General features: G+C 66.4%; 11 protein-coding genes. 5 read left to right on the forward strand and 6 right to left on the reverse strand.

The window, feature by feature from the left end; genetic code table 11:
• Nucleotides 1-183: 183 nt before the first annotated feature.
• Nucleotides 184-1,263: an AAA family ATPase gene (locus tag FBZ88_RS13200; protein WP_145617454.1), complete on the reverse strand. Its 1,080-nt coding sequence runs from the start codon at nucleotides 1,261-1,263 to the stop codon at nucleotides 184-186.
• A 379-nt stretch (nucleotides 1,264-1,642) separates the two neighbouring features.
• Between FBZ88_RS13200 and FBZ88_RS13205 the strand changes: the two genes are divergently transcribed.
• Nucleotides 1,643-4,138, forward strand: coding sequence for a PepSY domain-containing protein (locus tag FBZ88_RS13205; protein ID WP_211102645.1), 2,496 nt, complete (start codon nucleotides 1,643-1,645; stop codon nucleotides 4,136-4,138).
• 14 nt (nucleotides 4,139-4,152) lie between these two features.
• On the opposite strand, the gene FBZ88_RS13210 is transcribed toward FBZ88_RS13205, so the two are convergent.
• Entirely contained in the window at nucleotides 4,153-5,202 is a 1,050-nt protein-coding gene (locus FBZ88_RS13210) for a LacI family DNA-binding transcriptional regulator (RefSeq protein ID WP_211102646.1), read from the reverse strand.
• 685 nt (nucleotides 5,203-5,887) lie between these two features.
• On the opposite strand from FBZ88_RS13210, the gene FBZ88_RS13215 reads away from it, so the two are divergent.
• From FBZ88_RS13215 to pgmB, 4 genes are all read left to right on the forward strand, one after another.
• Nucleotides 5,888-8,338 carry a TonB-dependent receptor gene (locus FBZ88_RS13215; RefSeq protein WP_186464374.1) on the forward strand — a complete coding sequence of 817 codons (2,451 nt, stop codon included), beginning with the start codon at nucleotides 5,888-5,890 and terminating at the stop codon, nucleotides 8,336-8,338.
• A gap of 171 nt (nucleotides 8,339-8,509) precedes the next feature.
• Nucleotides 8,510-9,979 carry an MFS transporter gene (locus tag FBZ88_RS13220; RefSeq protein ID WP_186464375.1) on the forward strand — a complete coding sequence of 490 codons (1,470 nt, stop codon included), beginning with the start codon at nucleotides 8,510-8,512 and terminating at the stop codon, nucleotides 9,977-9,979.
• Nucleotides 9,980-10,063: 84 nt separating this feature from the next.
• Nucleotides 10,064-12,463 (forward strand): glycoside hydrolase family 65 protein, encoded by a 2,400-nt coding sequence (locus FBZ88_RS13225; RefSeq protein WP_145617460.1) that lies wholly within the window; start codon nucleotides 10,064-10,066, stop codon nucleotides 12,461-12,463.
• Nucleotides 12,450-13,106, forward strand: coding sequence for a beta-phosphoglucomutase (gene pgmB / locus FBZ88_RS13230; protein ID WP_145617462.1), 657 nt, complete (start codon nucleotides 12,450-12,452; stop codon nucleotides 13,104-13,106). The genes FBZ88_RS13225 and pgmB overlap by 14 nt, the downstream gene beginning before the upstream one ends.
• A 118-nt stretch (nucleotides 13,107-13,224) precedes the next feature.
• Here pgmB and FBZ88_RS13235 read toward each other — a convergent pair whose 3' ends face one another.
• From FBZ88_RS13235 to FBZ88_RS13250, 4 genes are all read right to left on the reverse strand, one after another.
• A complete protein-coding gene (locus tag FBZ88_RS13235) occupies nucleotides 13,225-15,174 on the reverse strand; it encodes a RiPP maturation radical SAM C-methyltransferase (protein WP_186464376.1) in 1,950 nt (649 codons plus the stop codon).
• A gap of 257 nt (nucleotides 15,175-15,431) precedes the next feature.
• Nucleotides 15,432-15,680 (reverse strand): Os1348 family NHLP clan protein, encoded by a 249-nt coding sequence (locus tag FBZ88_RS13240; protein WP_040846155.1) that lies wholly within the window; start codon nucleotides 15,678-15,680, stop codon nucleotides 15,432-15,434.
• 115 nt (nucleotides 15,681-15,795) lie between these two features.
• A complete protein-coding gene (locus tag FBZ88_RS13245) occupies nucleotides 15,796-17,820 on the reverse strand; it encodes a sensor histidine kinase (protein WP_145617465.1) in 2,025 nt (674 codons plus the stop codon).
• Between the two features lie 202 nt (nucleotides 17,821-18,022).
• Entirely contained in the window at nucleotides 18,023-19,768 is a 1,746-nt protein-coding gene (locus FBZ88_RS13250) for an ABC transporter substrate-binding protein (RefSeq protein WP_186464377.1), read from the reverse strand.
• Between the last annotated feature and the right edge of the window lie 128 nt (nucleotides 19,769-19,896).

The following is a 19,896-nucleotide window of genomic DNA, read 5'->3' on the forward strand; positions in this document are numbered from 1 at the left end:
GACGGGACACTCGAAATCGAACTCTCATACGACAACGACGACGAGGTCACTCTCAAAGCCCGAAGAAGCTGACTTCTTCAACACCCTGCTAGGTACAGGCCCGGAAGAGCTTCCGCAGCGATGCTGGGCAGGACATCAATAGCATAGAGCATTGCCTGCGCATGGCCAGCGCGATCGAGCACATCACTTGGGGGGCGACCTCCGCCTCCGCCCTTTACCTGGAATGGGCGCGGTTTCCCCAAGTTTCTCAAGAGAAAGTGCGGCAGATCTCGTGGCATTCCTGGTTCGTCCCAACCCCTGAAGTGAGCGACGGCGCTCAAGCGCTTCCACCAGCGTTGGTGTGGTGATCGACTCGCGATCTGCTAAGACCGCACGCCGCGCGGCATCTTCCGCAGCTGCCACCACGTCCGCGATCGATAGTCCAATCGCGCAGTCGGTCACTGTCTTCCAAGACAGTCGCCCCGTTGAGAACCCGATCAGCCGGTGCTCAAGCGCTTGGCGGATCGAGTTGGCGTCCGGCAGTTCGTAGGAAAGCACCAGATCGAACCGGCGCAGCACGGCACGGTCGAGGATTTCGGCAAGATTGGTGGTCGCAATCACGACTGATGGGCCGGTATCCTCGTCGAGGAATTGCAGGAAGCTATTCAGGACCCGACGCGCTTCCCCGACATCGTTTCCGTCGCCCCGCGACGCCGCAAGCGCGTCAATCTCGTCGAACAAATAAACGCCGCGAGTGGATTTCACCGTGTCAAAGACAAGCTTCAGTTTCTGCGCGGTCTCGCCCATGAACTTGGTGATAAGCCCGTGGAGCATGACCGTGAACAGCGGGAATTGCAGTTCGCCCGCCATGCCATGGGCGGTCAGTGTTTTGCCGGTGCCAGGCGGTCCAGAGAGGAGCAACCGCCGCCTTGGTTTCAGTCCCTTTTTCTCGAGTTTCTCCCGCCGCTTCATCTCGATGACAATGTGCGCAAGCTCGTCGCTGATCGGCGCGGGCAAGATGACATCAACAAGACGTTCAGTCGGGTAGGATGCGGCCAGGAACAGAGCAAGATCGCCGCGTGGAGCAGCGATAGGAGTGAGTTTAGGAATTCGCGTCGAAGGACTCTGCCCGGCATTCGCCCATTGCCGCAACTGTTCGGCGAGTCGCGAATGCCCCTTTTGCTCCTCGGCAGCTGAGAGCTGCATCGCGAGGTCAAAAAAGCGTTCGGAATCGCCCTCGGCGTGACTTTTTACGAGACCGATAAGCTGCTGCGCGGATGCCATTTCCTCATGTATCGCAGGTTTCCCCCGACACACCCCTATTTGTAACACGGTAACGCAAGGTGCGGAGGCACAGCCAGAGAATAGCGCGATCCGTTCGGGCGGCTTCAGTCTAATCTTGCTGATGCGTCGCTAAAAACCGACCGTCCGCTGACGGCCCCATAGCCGCGGGTCCCCAAACTGCTCGGATCAAAGACGTGTTTGACCCATATGGCGAGAAATCCCACCGATTCTCACGTTATGTGTCAGCCGTTCTCATTTTATGCGGCAGCGCACACACACCTCTAATCCAAGCCCCTTCCCAACGTCCCGTCCGCCCGATATAAGAGTTGCGAGTGATTTGCAATATCGGGCGGTGGGACGCCACCCGGGGGACGTGACAGTGACCAGTGTGACCAGAGACCAGGCCGGCGGCGACGCCGTGGCCAGCCAGAGCATTCGTGCGCCCGGTAAAGCGCGCCGGTTGTCGGTGAGGGGCCCGGCGGGCGGCATCACGGGGCGGTGGGTGGTCTATCAACTGCACTGGCTGCTGGGCATCACGCTGGGCTTCGTCCTGGCGCTGATGGGCATCACCGGCGCCACCATGAGTTTCGAAGACCAGATCATGCGGGCGCTGAGCCCCGGCGTGATCACGGTGGCGCCGCGCGAGGCGCCGGTGCTGGCGCCCGACGCGCTGCTGGCCCGGGTGCGGGAGCAGCGGCCCGACACGCGGGTGGAGGGGGTGTTCCTGTCCGCCCGCAAGGATGAGGCGGCGCGCGTGCTGTTCGCCGGCGGTGTCGGCGGCAACCGGGGGGAACGCGCCTATGTCGACCCCTATGACGGCACGGCGCTGGGCCGCGCGACGGGGGAGGAGTTCTTCGCCTTCGTCCGCCGGCTGCACCGCTGGCTGGCCCTGCCCGGCAACGGCGACGGCATAGGCCGGCAGATCACCGGCGCCGCCGTCATGGCCCTGCTGTTCTTCTGCCTCTCGGGCCTGTATCTGCGCTGGCCCCGCCGGCCGCTGAAATGGCGGGCCTGGCTGGCGCTGGACACGGGGGCCAAGGGCCGCGCCTTCCTATGGTCGCTGCACGCCGTCATCGGCACCTGGGTGCTGCTGGTCTATCTGGTCATCGGCCTGACCGGGCTGTGGTGGTCCTATGACTGGTACCGCGACGCGGCCGTCCAGCTATTGACCGGCCAGCCGCTGCCGGCGCGCGAGGAAGGCCCGAAAGGTGGGAAAGACGGCCGGGAGCGGGGCAAGAATGTGGCCGGCCCCGTTTCCGTGGATACCGCCTGGGCCGCCTTCCTGGCGCGCGAGGGCGACCATTACGCCATGGCGCTCCTGACCCCGCCGGGCAAGCCGGGCGGCCCCACCCGCGTGCGCTATCGCCCCCTGGGCGCGCCGGCGGACCAGGCCTATGACGAGATGGTGCTGGACACCGCCACGGGCCAGGTGAAGTCCGAAAGCCATTACGCGGACAAGGCGCTGGGCGCCCAGCTGCTGGCCGGGGTGTTGACCGTGCATCGGGGTACCTATTTCGGCACTGGGGGTGCGGTGGTGTTCATGGCCGCGGTCGGGGCCATGCCCCTGTTCACCATCACCGGCCTGCTGATGTACCTGGACCGCCGCCGCAAGAAGAAGGCGGTGCGCCTGGCCCGGGGCGGTGCCCAGAATGCGGCCACCGCCGCCAGCACCACCCTGACCATCGCTTACGCCAGCCAGACGGGCACGGCGGAACAGCTGGCCTGGCGCACCGCCGGCGCGCTGCGCGACGGCGGCCTGGCGCCCGAGGTGCTGCCGCTGGCCAAGCTGGATCCGAAGACCCTGCGCGGCCGCCTGCTGGTGGTGGCCAGCACCTATGGCGAGGGGGAACCGCCGGACGACGCCCGCGCCTTCGCCAGGAAGCGCATGGGCAGGCCCGCCGACCTGGCCGGCGTGGAATTCGCCGTGCTGGCCCTGGGCGACCGGCAGTATGAGACCTTCTGCGGCTTCGGCCGCAGCCTGGACCGCTGGCTGGGCGCCAGCGGCGCCACCCGCCTGTTCGAGCCTGTGCTGGTGGACGACAACAACGCCGAGGCGCTGCACCAGTGGCAGGAGCAGCTGCGGAGCATCGGGGCCGGCACTGCCCCCGACTGGGCGCCGGACGCATACGGCCGCTGGCGCCTGGTGGAGCGCCGCCTGCTGAACCCGGGCAGCCCGGGCGGTCCCGCCTACCACCTGTCGCTGGAGCCCCTAGACCAGCCCCAGCCCCTTTGGGCCGCCGGCGACATCGCCCAGATCCTGCCCGGCAACGACGCCAGCGCCCATCACCGCGACTATTCCATCGCCAGCCTGCCATCCTCCGGCCGCCTGGACCTGCTGGTGCGCCAGCAGACGCGGCCTGATGGCACCCTCGGCCTGGGCTCAGGTTGGCTGACCGACGGTGTGGCGGTGGGGGAAGAGGTGCGGATGCGCCTGCGGCCCAACCCCGGCTTCCACGCCCCGGCGGCGGCGGTGCCCATGATCCTGATCGGCGCCGGCACCGGCTTGGCCGGCCTGCGCGGCCACCTCAAGCACCGCCAAATGCTGCGCCAGGGCGACGCCTGGCTGCTGTTCGGGGAGCGGCATGCCGCCACTGACGCCTGGCATGCCGAGGAGATCGCTGCCTGGCAGGCGGACGGCACGCTGGCGCGCGTGGACCTGGTCTATTCCCGCGACGGCCAGGGCTATGTCCAGGACCGCCTGGCAGCCCAAGCGGACGAGGTGCGGGCCTGGGTGGACCGGGGCGCCGTGCTATACGTCTGCGGCAGCCTTGAAGGCATGGCTCCAGGCGTCGACCAGGCGCTGGAGACCATCCTGGGCCGCGACCGCCTGGACGCGCTGACGGCCGAGGGGCGTTATCGCCGGGATGTTTACTGATACCTGCGCGCGATTTAAGTCGCCCGCACGACTAGCCTAGTCGGCAGGATCAGCGAGTCCGGGTGCTCGCCATTGATGAGCGCCAGCACGCTCTGCGCGAGGCGCACCCCGCCCTCGGTCCAGTTCTGGTGCACCGAGGTCAGGGCCGGCGTGTGGAAGGCGGCCATGGGGGTGTCGTCGTAGCCGATGACGGAGACGTCGTCCGGCACGGTCAGCTTCGCCTCCGTCAGGGCGCGCATGGCGCCCAGCGCGATGGCGTCACTGCAGGCGAAGATGCCGTCGAATCCACCTGACGTATCGGCCAGCAGGCCCCGCACCGCCGCAACGCCAGCGTTGAAGGTAAAGTCGCAGGGCACCAGCGCCACCAGTACCGCCCCGGCTGACGCCAGGGTTTCGGCGAAGCCGTGCAGGCGCTCCGCGTTCTCGCGGTGGCGGGTGTCGCCCAGGAAGACCAGGCGGCGGCGGCCGGTCTCGATCAGGCGGGCGGCGGCCAGCGCCCCGCCCTGGTGGTTGTCGCTGCCCACGAAGACGGGATCCACGCCCGGCTGGGGGGCGCCCCACACCACCAGCGGCACACCCATGGGCAGCAGCTGGCGCACGGCCGTGTCGTCCGCCCCCTGGCCCAGCAGGATCGCGCCGTCGGCCGCCTGCACCGCCGCAGCCGGCTGCGACTGCCCCGTGGTCAGCAGCACGTTGTAACCGGCCGTGGTCAGTTCCTGGCAGATGCCGCCCAGCAGGTCCAAGGGGAAGGGGCCGGACATGGGGCGTTCCGGCGTGGGTTTCATGTCCACCACCACGGCGATGGTGTGGCTGCGCTGCAGGCGCAGGTTCCGCGCCGTGGCGTTGAAGCGGTAGCCCATTTCCCGCGCCAGGTCCTGGATGCGGCGGCGCGTGTCCTCACGCACGGACGGGCTGTCGCGCAGGGCCCGCGACACGGTGATGATGGAGACCTGCGCCCGTTCCGCCAGGTCGGCCATGGTCAGGCGCCCGGCGTCACCGGGGACGGCGTCCGCCATCACGGACGAGGCCGCCGGGCGGCTGGACTTGGCGGGGCGCGGGCTCATCAGCGGGTCCGAAACGAGAAAGGAAGCCGGGAAAGAGGAACATCCCCATAAACGGACATTCCAGGTGATGACTGTTTCATAAACCCACTGTGCTTGCCAGACGAGGCCTTGCCAAGCGCGGGCTGGCCCTGCCCGGCGGCGTCACCGAGTCGCCGTCCAGTCCCATATGCGGATAGACGTTCCGCCCGGCCCAATCCCCTATCTCCCACCTTTCGCGGGACGGACCCACGCCCATTCCTGGCCGGGGTCCACGCCTGTTTCAAAGCCCAGCCCTAGCATTGAATGACATCGATAACAATAGTCGCGCGGCGACTTACCCCAGAGGAGGGGGTGGCACGATACTGATATGCCAAGGGCTTGAAGGAACCGCCGCATATCCAGGAATTATGCTGCATCCGCGAAGTGCAGGCGCAGCAATGTTTGTCCCGTTTATGCCCATGGTGTTGCGCCATTGCATCGCCCCCCGGCTTCGTGGCCCCCAAATGACATCGATGTCTTGTTATCGATGTCATTCGATGCTATCGATGGCCCCATTCAAGCAGGGGTGGTGGGCGACCCAACCAGGGCGTGCCATCCCGATAAGAAGCCTTGGGTCAGGGCGCGACGGGGCGAGCCAGTCCAAGTCACGATCACCACCAAGACATAAGGGGAGGGAAGAATGTCATATCCTCACAGGATAGGTGCGTTGTTGGGCGGCGTCGCGTTGGCCGCCCTGCTGATGCCGGCCGTGGGCCTGGCGCAAACAGCGGCCACCACGGCCTCGAACACCGCACCGGCGCCGCAGGCCGCCGGCGCCGTGGACGAACTTCAGGAAATCATCGTCACCGGTGTCGCCCGCAGCGACGGCATGAAGAAGCTGGACGCCAGCTTCGCCATCAGCACCATCAAGGCCGAGGACATCGTCGCCCAGCAGCCCAACGGCACCGCCGACCTGCTGAAGCTGACGCCGGGCCTGTGGGTGGAATCCACCAGCGGCACGGCCGGCCCCAACATCGACGTGCGCGGTTTCCCGGGTGGCGGCGACGCGCCCTTCATCACCATGCAGATCGATGGCTCGCCCATCTATCCGGCGCCCACCCTGTCCTTCATGGACAACTCCACCCTCATCCGCCTGGACGACACGGTGGAGCGGGTGGAGGTGCTGCGCGGCGGCCCGGCCACCGTCTTCTCCAACGCCCAGCCGGGCGCCACGGTCAACTTCATCCAGCGCAAGGGCACGGACACGCCGGAAGGCAGCATCCGCCTGACCGTGGGTGACGAAGGCCTGTACCGCGTCGACACCTATTACGGCGGCCCCATCACCAAGGACCTGAACTTCTTGATCGGCGGCTTCTACCGCTACAATGAGGGCATCCGCAGCACCCAGTTCCCCGCCGACGATGGCGGCCAGGTGGTGGCCAACGTCACCAAGAAGTTCGAGAATGGCGAGTTCACGTTCTACGGCCGCCGCACGGACGACAAGAACGCCTTCTACACCGCCATTCCGCTGGTCAGCAGCAACGGCGGCAAGAACATCTCGGCCTTCCCCGGCACCGATCCGGGTACCTTCAGCCTGTACAGCAATGACGTCCGCAACGTCACCATCGAGACGGGCCCCGGCCAGTCCAAGAACGTGGACATCGGCGACGGCCGCGGCATCCAGCTGACCACCCTGGGCAACACCCTGGATTTGGACCTGAAGGGCTGGCAGCTCAGCAACAAGATGAACTTCGTCACCGGCAGGGCCTTCACCCAGTCGGAATTCACGGGCTCGAACCCCGAAACGCTGGGCCAGTTCATCAGCGACACCGTGACCTCGGCCAACGCCAATGCCGCCGTGGTGGCGGCGGCCGGCGGCATCGCCACCGGCGGCTCGGCCAAGATCGTCGGCTCGGGCGCCGCCCTGACCAACATGAACCAGCAGGTCATCGCCGTGGGCATGTGGTCGGTGGACAAGCGCATCCAGTCCTTCACCGACGACGCCCGCCTCAGCCATGAGCTGTTCCCCGGCAATACCCTGACGGTGGGCGCCTATTTCGCCCAGTATTCGTCCAAGGACCAGTGGTACCTGGGCAACAACTACCTGCTGACCATGCAGAACCACCCGCAGGCGGTGGACGTGGTGCTGAACAACGGCGCCAAGGCCTCGCGCGGCGGCCTGACCTCCGGTTCCTTCTACGCGCTGGACGCCAGCTACGACGGCACCGCCGTGGCGGGCTTCATCTCCGACGAATGGAAGATCACGCCGGACCTGCGCCTGGACGCCGGTTTCCGCATGGAACACCAGAGCATCAACGGCACCATCAGCAACGACAGCACCGGCGACCTGGATAACAACCCGCTGACGCTGTACGACAACGCCGCCAGCTACACCAACGGCACCTACTACGGCGTCAGTTCCCACCGGACGGAGCCGTCGTGGACCGTCGGCGCCAACTACTACCTGACCGATGACCTCAGCGTGTACGCCCGCGTCAACAGCGGCCACGAGTTCCCGCAGTTCGACGCCCTGCGCGGCGGTGACTATCAGATGGTCAACATCCGGCAGCAGGAAGTGGGCCTGAAGACATCGTCGCACTATTACAGCGCCTACGTCACCGGCTTCCACAACACCTTCTCCGGCCTGCTGTACCAGGCCGAGGTGGTGAACCCCGACGGCAGCGGCAGCCTGATCAACGAGATCTATGGATCGGAAGCCTGGGGTGCGGAGTTTGAACTGGCGGTGCGGCCCGTCACGAACCTGACGGTCAGCTTCCGTGGCACCTATCTGGATGCCAAGTACCAGGACAACCCCACCTTCAACGGCGACCAGGTGCTGCGCCAGCCCAAGTTCCAGTTCTCCATCGCGCCGTCGTACGAGATCCCGCTGGATTGGGCCAGCCTGCGCCTGTTCGGCACCTACACCCATGTGGGCGACCGCTATGGCGACCCGAACAACCAGCAGCCGCTGCCGGCTTATGACACCCTGGACCTGGGCGTCTCGGCCGAGTTCGACCGCTACACCGTCCAGCTGACCGGCACCAACCTGACGGACGAGCTGGGCATCACCGAGGGCAACGCCCGCGTGGTCGGGTCCGGCACCAGCAGCAGCGGCGTCTTCCTGGGCCGCCCGCTGTTCGGCCGGTCCATCCACCTGAGTGCCGCGGCCAAGTTCTGACCGCCGGCTGATTAGGGGGCGCCGTCCGCAGGGCGGCACCCTTCCGGTATGGGGCCGTCGCCCCGAAGACGGCCTCTGGGGATGGGCGGGCATTGCCCCGATCTTTGCCCGCCCATCCTCCTTTTCCACTCGGCTCCTTTTCCTTCGGCCTACAGTGAAGGTGACCATCCCGTGTCCAGCGCCGCCTCCCTCACCTCAGCGCCCCCCGGCCCGCCCGCGTTGACGGAAACCGACATCCCCGCCCGGCTGGACCGCCTGCCCTGGGGGCGGTTCCATAGCCTGGTGGTGGCCGCGCTGGGCATCACCTGGGTGCTGGACGGGCTGGAGGTCACGCTGGCCGGCGCCGTCGCCGGCGCCATGAAGGAAAGCCCGTCACTGGCGCTGAACAACGCCCAGGTTTCGGCCGCCAGCAGCGCCTATCTCATCGGCTGCGTGCTGGGCGGCCTGTTCTTCGGCTGGCTGACCGACAAGCTGGGCCGCAAGAAGCTGTTCAGCATCACCCTGCTGGTCTACCTGACCGCCACAGCCGCCACCGCCTTCAGCTGGGACTTCACCAGCCTGCTTCTGTTCCGCTTCATCACCGGGGCCGGCATCGGCGGCGAATACGTGGCCATCAATTCCACCATCCAGGAACTGATCCCCGCCCGCGCGCGCGGCTGGGTCACTCTGGTCATCAACGGCAGCTACTGGCTGGGTGCCGCCCTGGGCGCCATCGGCGCCGTGGTCCTCCTGGATCCGGGCCTGCTGGGGCCGGACATGGGCTGGCGCGCCAGCTTCTTCACCGGCGCCGTGCTGGGCCTGTTCATCCTGCTGCTGCGCCGGGCCATCCCGGAAAGTCCCCGCTGGCTGATGACCCATGGCCGCGTGCCGGAGGGCGAGGCCATCGTCGCCCGCATCGAGGCGGGCATCCAGGCCCAGGGTCTGACCCTGCCCCCCGCCGGCCCGCCCGTGCGCCTGCGCGAGCTGCGGACGGTGTCGACCGCCGCCGTGGCCCGGTCGCTGCTGCGCGATTACGGCCGGCGCACGGTGCTGGGCCTGTCGCTGATGACGGCCCAGGCCTTCTTCTACAACGCCATCTTCTTCACCGAGGCCCTGGTCCTGACCTCGTTCTTCGACGTGCCGTCCAGTTCCGTGGGCTGGTACATCCTGCCCTTCGCGGCCGGCAACTTCCTGGGCCCCCTGATCATCGGCCGCTTCTTCGACACCATCGGCCGCGTGCCCATGATCGCCGGCACCTACGCCCTGTCGGGCGTGCTGCTGATCGGCACCGGCATCCTGTTCCAGCAGGGCCTGCTGACCGCCACCACCATCACGCTGGCGTGGAGCGTCATCTTCTTCTTCGCCTCCGCCGCCGCCAGTTCCGCCTACCTGACGGTCAGCGAATGCTTCCCGCTGGAGATCCGCGCCGTCGCCATCTCGCTGTTCTTCGCCTTCGGCACCGGCCTGGGCGGCGTCTGCGGCCCGCTGGTGTTCGGCGCCCTGATCGACACCGGCTCCCGCACCAACGTGCTGTGGGGCTACGTCCTGGGGGCCGGCCTGATGATCGCCGCCGCCATCGCCGAACTGGTGCTGGGCGTGAAGGCGGAGGGCCGGTCGCTGGAAGACGTGGCCGCCCCGCTGTCCTCCACCCCGCACAGCTGAACCATCCCTGCCGGAGGGAACCCAGGCCCCCTTGCCCGGGTTACCCCCTAGGCCACCTGCAGATCGAAACCACGTGGATCGCCCGTGACAGCCTCGCTCCCCCCCTTCCCCGCCATCCCGCCCGCCACCGATCCCTGGGTGGTCATCGCCCAGGGCGACAGCCCGGCGGCGCTGAAATGCACCGAATCCCTGTTCACCCTAGGCAACGGCTTCATCGGCGTGCGCGGCGGTGTGGAGGAGGATGCGCGCTCCACCGCACCCGTGGTGCATCTGAACGGCGTCTATGAGATCACGCCCATCACCTATCACGAGAAGGCGCCGGGCTTCGCCGAGGCCAGCGATACCCGCATCCCGGTGCCGGACGGCACCCTGATCGGCCTGACCGTGGAGGGCGAACCGCTGGATCTGTCCACCGGCACCGTGCTGGAGCATCACCGCTGGCTGGACCTGCGCACCGGCGTGCTGCATCGCGCGCTGCGGTGGCGGTCGCCCGCCGGCCGCACCCTGCGGCTGGCCACCGAGCGCCTGGTGGTGGAGGACCACCCCGGCCCCGTGGTCATTCAGTACCAGGTGACGGCGGAAGACTTCACCGCCGAGGTGGTGGTGGATTCGTGCCTGGCCCCGCATCAGCCGCCCTCGGCGGACGAGGGCGGCGTGCACGACCCCCGCGTGGGCCCGCAGCTGGCGGCCCTGGCCTTCCGCCGCTGGATCGAGGAGGACGGCAGCGACGGCATGGTGCTGCGCACCGGCCGCAGCCGCCAGGGCGTGGCCGTGGCCATGACCCATGGCGTGACCGTCACCAGCGATGCCCCCATCCTGACCGCCAGCATCCGCGACCAGGGCATCGTCAGCCACACCGTGCGCACCACCCTGACGCCTGGATCCGTGCTGACCCTGGTGAAGTGCGTCGCCTATGCCGCCGACAAAGGCGTGGACGGCACCCCCGCCGATGACGAGGCGCTGGCCGGCGCCGCCGTGGCCGCCCTGGCCCAAGCCAACGCCATCGGCCTGCCCGCCCTGCGCCAGGCGCGCACCCAGGCGCTGCAGGATTTCTGGCTGTCGTCCGATCTCGCCATAGAGGGCGCGCCGGAGCTGGAGCGCGCCGTGCGTTTCAACCTGTTCCAGCTGCTGCAGGGGGCGGGGCGGGACGGCCTGACCTCCGTCGGTGCCAAGGGACAGAGCGGCGAGGGCTATGAGGGGCATTACTTCTGGGACGCCGAGATCTTCGCCCTGCCGGTGCTGGTCTACACCCGGCCGGCCGTGGCCCGCGCCATCCTGGAATACCGGCACCGCACCCTCGACGGCGCCCGTGCCCATGCCCGCGCCATGGGCCACCGCAAGGGCGCCCTGTATCCCTGGCGCACCATCGGCGGCGCCGAATGCTCCGCCTATTTCCCCGCAGGCTCGGCGCAGTACCACATCAACGCCGACATCGCCCACGCCGTGCGCCAATACATGGACGCCAGCGGCGACGATGATTTCCTGGTGCGCCACGGCGCCGAAATCCTGTTCGAGACGGCGCGCCTGTGGCTGGACATGGGGCATTACAACCCCCGCCGCGGTGGCCGCTTCTGCATCCATGAGGTGACGGGGCCGGACGAATACACGGCCATGGTGGACAACAACCTCTACACCAACGCCATGGCCCAGGCGCACCTGGAGTACGCGGCCGAGGTGGCGGCCCGCCTGGGCCGGGAGAAGCCGGAGGCCCTGGCGCGCATCGCCGCCGCCATCGGCCTGGGCGCGGAGGAGCCGGAGGGCTGGCGCCAGGCGGCGGAGGCCATGTACCTGCCCCATGACGAGGCCAGCGGCATTTACCCGCAGGATGACAGCTTCCTGGACAAGAAGCCCTGGGACTTCGCCGGCACGCCCGCCGACCATCATCCCCTGCTGATGCATTACCACCCGCTGGTGCTGTACCGCCACCAGGTGTGCAAGCAGGCGGATGCGGTCCTGGCCTTCTGCCTGCTGCCCCACCGGTTCGAGCCGGAGGCCGTGCGCCGGTCCTTCGCCTTCTATGAGGCGGTGACGGTGCATGACAGCACCCTGTCGGCCGGCGTGTTCGCCCTGCTGGCGGCGCGCCTGGGCCAAATGGACAAGGCGCTGGCCTATTTCAAGGACACCGCCCTGGTCGATCTGGACGACCTGCACCACAACACCGGCCACGGCCTGCATATGGCGGCCATGGCCGGCAGCTGGATGGCCCTGGTCCAGGGCTTCGCCGGGCTGCACGCCCTGGGCAGCACCCTGCGCTTCACCCCCACCCTGCCCCCGGGCTGGACCGGATACCGCTTCCGCCTGGAGTTCCAGGGCAACCGGGTGGAGGTGGCCGTCGGTTGCGACGCCGCAACTACCTATCGCCTGCTGGCGGGCCCCGGCTTGGCGCTGAGCCATCACGGGCAGGTCGTGCACCTGACGCCAACCACCCCGGAACAGGTGGCCTCGGAACAGGTGATGGAGGGCGCCCACCATGCCGCGCTTTGATGCCGTGCTGTTTGACCTAGATGGGGTGCTGGCCGACACCGCCCATATCCATTTCGCCGCCTGGCGCCGCCTGGGGGAGGAGCTGGGCATCCATCTGGAACCCGCCTTCGAGGAGAAGTTGAAGGGCGTGGACCGCATGGGGTCGCTGGAGCTGATCCTGGCCCATGGCGGGCCAGAGGGGAGCGTGACGCGCACGGCGGAGGAAAAGCGCGTGCTGGCCGACCGCAAGAACAGCTATTACACCGCCGCCATCGCCGAGCAGACGCCCGACGACCTGTTGCCCGGCGCCCGCCGGGTATTGGAGGAGGTGCGGGCCGCCGGGCTGAAGATTGCCCTGGCCTCGGCCAGCCGCAACGCCCCGCCCCTATTGCAGCAGCTGGGCATTGCCTCCCTGATCGATGCGATCGCCGACCCGGCGGCGGTCAAGGCGCCCAAGCCGGCGCCCGACCTGTTCCTGGAAGCGGCACGCCTGGTGGGCGCCGTACCGGAACGCTGCCTGGGCATCGAGGATTCGGTGGCCGGCATCATCAGCATCAAGGACGCCGGCATGGTGGCCGTTGGCATCGGCGATCCCACCGTGCTGACCAGCGCCGACTATGTCGTGCCCACGACCGAGCAGTTTCACATCGGCGATTTCCTGTAACGTACCGGCTTATCCTTACGCCTTGGGGGCATTTCCCCCGAGACGTAAGGGTATCCGTGCCCGCAAATCCCGCTCAACCCGGCACGGACGGGGCCGACGCCAAGCTTTTGGGCAAAGATCAGGCGACCAGTTCCGCCATCCGCGCCGCCGCCTGGGCATGATGGAAGTAGGAACGCCCCCAGGAGGTGCGGATTTCCTCATGCCGGGGGGCGCGGTCGAAGCCCGGCTGGCGCAGCGGCAGGGCCAACAGTTCGTCACCCTCGCGCAGCAGCAGGGCCAGCGCCTCCAGCTCCGCCACCGCCGCCGAAACGGCGGCCTCGCCAAAGCGGAGCGCCAGGGTCTTCAGCAGCGGGCCGGCACCCTGGATTTCGGCGCAGGCGTCCAGCACCGCCGTGGCGACGGCAGCCAGCGCGTGTCGCCGGGGCGTGGCACCCCGGCCATCCTCCACCACCGCCGTGCCGTCACTGGCCGGCGTCAGGGTCAACGTCGCGTCGCCCCGGCGCCATAGGTCCAGCTGAGCGGCCAGGGCGGCATGACCAGCCGCCAAATCCTCGTCCGGCCGCTCGGGCGTCATGTCGAAGTGATAGGCTAGGCGGGCGATGCCTTCCTCATCGTGGGGGAATATGTGGCTGTAGCCGGGGACGGGACGGATGGTGACGCCGAAGGCCGCCGGGGTGTTGAAGTAAGGACTGAAGCGGTCGGCGCGCACCCGGTGGAAGCCGCCGGGCGGATGCAGATGGGTGATCTTGGGCACCACCGCCGCCGCGGCGTGGTAATGGGCCGCCGTCTCTCCCGGGAAGCCATAGAGGTGGGACCAGTCCACCAGCACGCCCGCCTCAGCCGCCAGGCGCAGGGTCTGGACATTGCGCAACAGGGTGGTTCCCTTGCGCATCAGGGCCAGCACCGGGGTGCTGAGCGATTCCACGCCCGGTTGGATCTTGCGCACCCCGGCCTGCCCCAGCAGGGCCAACTGGGTCGCGCGTAGGTTGGCCTTGACCTCGTAATGCAGCAGCAGCGGCCGGTCCAGCGCCGCCAGGCGGGGCAGGAAGTCGCCGAAGTAGCGGCTGTCCAGAATGTTGTCGACCACCATGATCTCCCGCCCATAGCGGTCGGCCACCTCGGTCAGCTCGGCATAGGCGCGATCTTGGCTTTTGCTGCGATAGGCCATGCCCAGGCCGTTCAGGCCGCAGAAGGTGCAGTGGTGTTTCTGCCCCCACCAGCAGCCCCGGGCGCTTTCGAACAGGGGAAAGGCCGGGAAACGCTCAGCCACCGCCGGCAGGCGCGCCCGGTCGGCATAGAAATCGGCGTAGTCCAGGGGCGGCAGGCTGTCCATGTCGGTGATCATGCCGGCCGGCACGGTGGCCGGAAGGGTCGTGCCATCGGCGGCACGGATGGTGGTGCCCGGCAAGCCGGCCAGATCCAACCCCGCCGCGTGACGGCGCACCATCTCGGGCAGCACCTCCTCCGCCTCGCCCCCCACGACCACGTCGATAAAGGGATAGCGGCGGTGCAGTTCCACGCCCATCTCGTCACTGCAGTTGGCACCGCCGAAGACGATCAGGATGTGGGGATGCGCCGCCTTGATGCGCCGCGCCAGCGCCAGCGAGGCCATGGTCTGCTGGAAGGAGGTGGAGAAGCCCACGACGGTATAGCGCGACCAATCGACCATGCCGAAGCAATGCTCGATGAAGCCCGCCGCCTTGTTGCGGGCCGCCAGGATGCCCATCAGCCGCTGCGGCCCGAAATAGCGGCCGTATTCTCCGGCCATCAAGCCATTCAGAAAGGTGAATGGCTCCCCCTCTGGCGCCCCCCCCTCTAGCGCGCCATGGGCGGCACCGGAGAACACCCAGTCCCCCACCATGGCCAGGAAATAGCGGCTGTCCTCCACCGCGGCGTAGGCGTCGAAGCCGATATAGTCGGCGAAATCCAGGTAGAAGTGGCGGATATCCGCCGCCACGCCCTGGCGGGCCAGCGCCCCCTTCAGCAGGGACAGGCCAATGACGGGATAGTGCAAGGCGGCGACGGGCATGGCCACCAGCAGGGTGCGGCCGTCACCAGCCTTCATCATTCCCGATCCATCGGCCATGCGTATTTCAGTTCTCAGACATGGAAACACGCCCCGTCAGAAATAGGCCGACCGGGCGTGTTATTCCCAAATTCTGCCCGTTCTGCCTCAGGAGACGTTTACGGACAGAAGACCACAAGAGCTTTTCCCCGCTTAGAACCAAGAGGCGGGAATAGGAACAGCAGACGAAAGCGTCCGCATATCTTCCACCGCCACCATATGGGCCGCGGCAAGGATACTTATACCGTTATGTTATTTGATCAGTACCAGACATCCGGCAGAGGGTTGGCGGCAATGTGGGCCGCCAGATCGTCCGCCGCGTCGCCGAAAGGCTGGTCGCCTAGCTTCGCGAAGAACGCCAGGGCTTCCGGCGACGCCTTGAAGCCCAGGATGGTCAACGTGCCCTGGGGATCAGCCAGCAGCTGCTTGCGGAACGCCGGTTCCAGCAGGGCACGGCCCAGGACCTTCTGCACATCCTCGGGCGTCATCTCGGTCAGAAATTGAGTCATAATTCCCCTGATTCTTAGTGTGGATTACTAAACGAGAGTTTGTAGTTTCTTAATAGACCTTTTGTCGCACGCAGATCATTTATGCCCGCCAAAATACTATTGTATAAAAACAATATCAACCCTTGAGGGATGGAATGCGCAAGGTCACGCAGGTTCCATTCCCCTCGACGCTTTCCACTATCAAGGTTCCTTTCAACCGCTGCGTCACCTGATTGAATGCCACGTGCAAGCCAAGGCCCGGATGACCGTTGCCGCGCGCCGTGGTGAAGAAGGGGTCGCAGACATGGCTCAACGCATCCGCCGGAATGCCGACGCCATTGTCGGCCACAGTGATGACCGCACCGCCATTGCCTGCCGCCGTGGCGGAAAGCGTGACGCGGCCGCCCGGGCTGGCGCCGAAGGCATGATCAATGGTGTTGGCCAGGATGCGGGTCAAGGCGTCCGTCAGCGACTCCCCCACCGTCTGCACCACCGGGGCATCTGTCACCACAAAGTCCAGGTGGATAGCTTCCCGATCCAACGCCGGACGGAACAGCGTCACCACGTCGGACAGCAAAACGGAAAGATCCGTTTCCAGGACCCGGCCGTCCACCTGATCCACCGCAACGGCGGAAAAGCTCTTGACCAGCGCCGCCGTGCGCACGGCATTGCGTTCGACCACCGTGGCCAAGTCAGCCCATTCGTTGATGCCTTGTTCCAGCGCCGCCCGCGTCAGGCGGCCACTGGCAATGGCATCACGCAAATCGGTCACCCCACCGTACAGGCTACCCGCCGCCGTGAGCACCACGCCCAGCGGCGTATTGATCTCATGTGCGACTCCGGCCACCAATCGACCGAGGGACGCCATCTTTTCCTGCTGGACCAGCTTGTCCTGCGTGGCACGCAGTTCAGACAAGGTGGCCTCCAGATCGCGGTAGGACCGCGCGTTGGCGATGGCGATGGCCGCATAGGCGCAGGCGGAGCGCAGAATTTCGAGGGTTTGGGGACCGTAGGCGTCGACGTCTTCGCTTTGCGCCGTGATCAGCCCCAATACCTGCCCCGAAACCACCAGCGGCCGCCAGACCGCCGACCGTATCCGGCCACCCTCCACCGGGCCCGCCACCCCCGCCATCCAGGCCGCCACGTCATCACCCAGCGTCACCACCTCGGCTGCCAGCCTCATGGCACGCACCGCTGGTTCGGCCGCCCCCTGGGTGGACCGGGAAAATGTGGGCAGGACATGCCCGTTCAGAACGAAGTGTTCAAACACGATATCGCGACCGTCGCCCGACAGTTGCGCGATCCCGAACGCATCCATGGGAATGAGGCCGGAAAGATGGTGGTACAGGGCCTCATGCACCTGCGCCAAGTCCAGGGTTGCCGTCAGCGCCAGCCCTGCATCGCCCAGTTGACGCAAGGTTTCGGCCGAAGCCGCCAGACCATCGTTGGCCTTGCGCAGCTCCGCCGTCCGCTCCTCCACCTGCTGGCGCAACATCTCGGAACTGATGCGCAGGCGCTGCTGATAGCGCCCAATCAACCAAGCCAGCAAGGCGATGCCCAGCATCACCGCCACAGCAGAATAAAGGAAGGTCCGAATGGTCGATTCAGCCTGGCGCGTCGCCTCCTCCGCCTGAAGCTGGGCATCCTTGCCAGTTTCGGCGACGATACCGGTCAATTCGGCTTGGACGCGGTTGAACACCTCACCAAAGGGTTCAATGAAGCTGACCGTGCTGGCGAAATCGATCCCCAGCATGGATCCCACCCAGGCGACCGCGCTTTTGTAATCGGACAGGTTGCGCAGGATTTCGTCCAGGCGCGGCCGTTGCGCCGGCGTGGCATAGATATCCCGGTACGACTGAAGATCGCTGGCCAGACTGTTGACCTGTGCTGTGATGGCTGCCAGTTCAGCATCGACATCCACGGCCTGCCGGCCCGCGGACTTCACGGCGAGCAAGCGGTTGAAGCGGGCGTTGACGCTTTGTACTCGAGTATTGATGTCAGACAGCTTGACGCTGCCGGCCAAATTCCGATCAACGATCTGATCGATGGCGCCAGTCAAACGATGGAGCGTCCGTTCCCCCGTCCCGAACAGGGCGACCATCAGCAAGCCAGCGCCCAGCACCGGCGCCAGAATGCGCAAGCCGACCCGGATACGCTCCATCACCCTCAGAGAAGGGGCGGCGGCACCGTTGCGGCCCCACCCGTCTACCCTATCGTCCCGCGCCAACTCTCCCAATCCGCCACCCGTCCGAAGTGCATAGGGTACGCCCTTCCCAGCCAAGCGATGGTGATAACACTCGCCGCAGTTGCGTCACAGGGTAAACTGCGACCGCGCGCGAGAAATGGCCTTGGCAACATCGGGCCTATGGCCGCAGCTGCCAATTCTCGATAGGTGCGGCGGCGAACGTGCGGGAATTGACCGTACCCTCAAGCCGATGATCGGACAAGGTGATGACGGTCCCAAACCAGAGGGGTAGCGCCGGCAGGCCCTCCGCATAGGCCTTTTGCAAATCCACCAACGCTGCCTGTCGGGGTTCGATGGCGCAGCCTGCGGTCAACAGCCGGTCCATGGCAGCATCGAAGGCTGGCACCCTGATGCCGAAGTAATTGCTGCCCTGCCAACCATTGGCCGCCGATGGAATCATAGCGGAATGGTACCAATAGCGAGCGACCTCAATCCCACCAAGCAGCCATTCGGAGAAGCCGACCATACCGGGATAGCGTTGCCGGGAATCCACCGCGTCGCCGGTCAGTTGCGGGTCTTCGACCATATCCACTTGGACGCCCAAGGCACCCCATGCCTTCGCCAGTTGGGGCGCCAGATCGATCCAGGGCTGGGTGCGCCGGTAGCGTACCTCAAATCGCAAAGGCTTGCCGGCGGCGTTGCTGCGATGGCCATCTTTGCCTTTGGTCCACCCCGCCTCGTCCAGCAGGATCGCCGCCTTTTGCGGATTATAGGTATAGCGATCTACCACGGCGTAGCCGGGCATGAAGGGGCTCAACAGGCTTTGCGCCACCGTGCCCTTGTTGTCCAATAGCGAGGAGACAAGCCCCTCGCGATCCAGGCCGTACATCAGCGCCTTGCGGACGCGCAGATCAGCCAGGATGGGGTTGTCGAAATTGGGCCGTAGGTGGACCAGGAAATCACTGGGGGCGTAAAAGGCCGTATATTTGTCGGCCAAATCCTTGGCCAGGCGGCGCCCCATGTCGAATTCAAGGGTGGTGAAGGTATCGACCTTCCCGTCGCGGACCAGCTTTTCCAGATCCGCCTTATTCGCCGCCACCGCCACCGTCACCCCATCGAACGCCGGCGACCGGCCCGCCCAGAACCTGTTCCGCGCCAGCCGCACGGTGTTATCGGCCATTTTGGTCAGCCGGAAGGGTCCGCTGTAAAGCCCGGGGGTTTCCGGCTTGGTCCTATATAGGGAGTGTTCGAAATAGCTTTTGGGATCTGCCTCCCAAATCTTTTGTTCCAGATGGCTGGGCAGGATGGGGGGAACGCTCAGCCGCGTGCCGCACAGCAGGCCGTCATGCACCACCTCGAACGTCCTCGCATCGATCACGTGGACGTCTTTTATGTCGGTCGCCCGGGTATCGAGGGGGGCGGAGACGACACCGGAGTGGCGCATCACCTTCCAAGTGAACCCGACGTCGGCGGTGGTGATGGCCACACCATCCGCCCATTTCGCTTCCGGACGCAGAACGTAGAGGGCGATCGTTTCCCATGTGCCGTCAGCCCCCCGTTGGAAGCGCAGGGTGCCATCCGTCTCGGTCGGTATCGACACGCAGTACGTGCAGACAGGTCCACCAGTCCCTTGTTCCAGCACCGGCCGGTTCAGATAGCGCTTCACGGTCACGTGACCCAATTCATCACTGGTCAACGGATGCAGGTCGACCGGCCAGCTGCCGATGACGGCTGTCGACACCACAGACTCCGCCTTGCCCGCCGCATGTGCTTGGTCGGACCATGCGGCCGAAGCCCCTATTGCCAAACAGACGATGACAAGGCCGGCGAACGCGTGGCGCGGCCACACTCGGGAAAAGCCGATATCAAACAACGAAGCGCCCCTGGTCTGCGGATAGGCGGAAGCCGAGGCACTATCATCCAACTCTCCACCCGATTGCAAAGGTCCATTAACGCACCATTGACATGGACCCTCTCGCCCCGTTGCCCCTGCCCTCGCGACGCCTGCGTGATGGGGGATTCTGTCCGGATGCCATATTCCATCTACCCGTT

The organism is Nitrospirillum bahiense, assembly GCF_007828025.1.
In the GTDB taxonomy this organism is placed as follows: domain Bacteria; phylum Pseudomonadota; class Alphaproteobacteria; order Azospirillales; family Azospirillaceae; genus Nitrospirillum; species Nitrospirillum amazonense.

Coding starts and splice junctions, on each gene's coding strand:
- FBZ88_RS13200 (WP_145617454.1), bottom strand. CDS start 1,263: ATGGCATCCGCGCAGCAGCTTATCGGTCTCGTAAAAAGTCACGCCGAG.
- FBZ88_RS13210 (WP_211102646.1), bottom strand. CDS start 5,202: ATGAGCCCGCGCCCCGCCAAGTCCAGCCGCCCGGCGGCCTCGTCCGTG.
- pgmB (WP_145617462.1), top strand. CDS start 12,450: ATGCCGCGCTTTGATGCCGTGCTGTTTGACCTAGATGGGGTGCTGGCC.
- FBZ88_RS13235 (WP_186464376.1), bottom strand. CDS start 15,174: ATGATGAAGGCTGGTGACGGCCGCACCCTGCTGGTGGCCATGCCCGTC.
- FBZ88_RS13240 (WP_040846155.1), bottom strand. CDS start 15,680: ATGACTCAATTTCTGACCGAGATGACGCCCGAGGATGTGCAGAAGGTC.
- FBZ88_RS13245 (WP_145617465.1), bottom strand. CDS start 17,820: ATGGAGCGTATCCGGGTCGGCTTGCGCATTCTGGCGCCGGTGCTGGGC.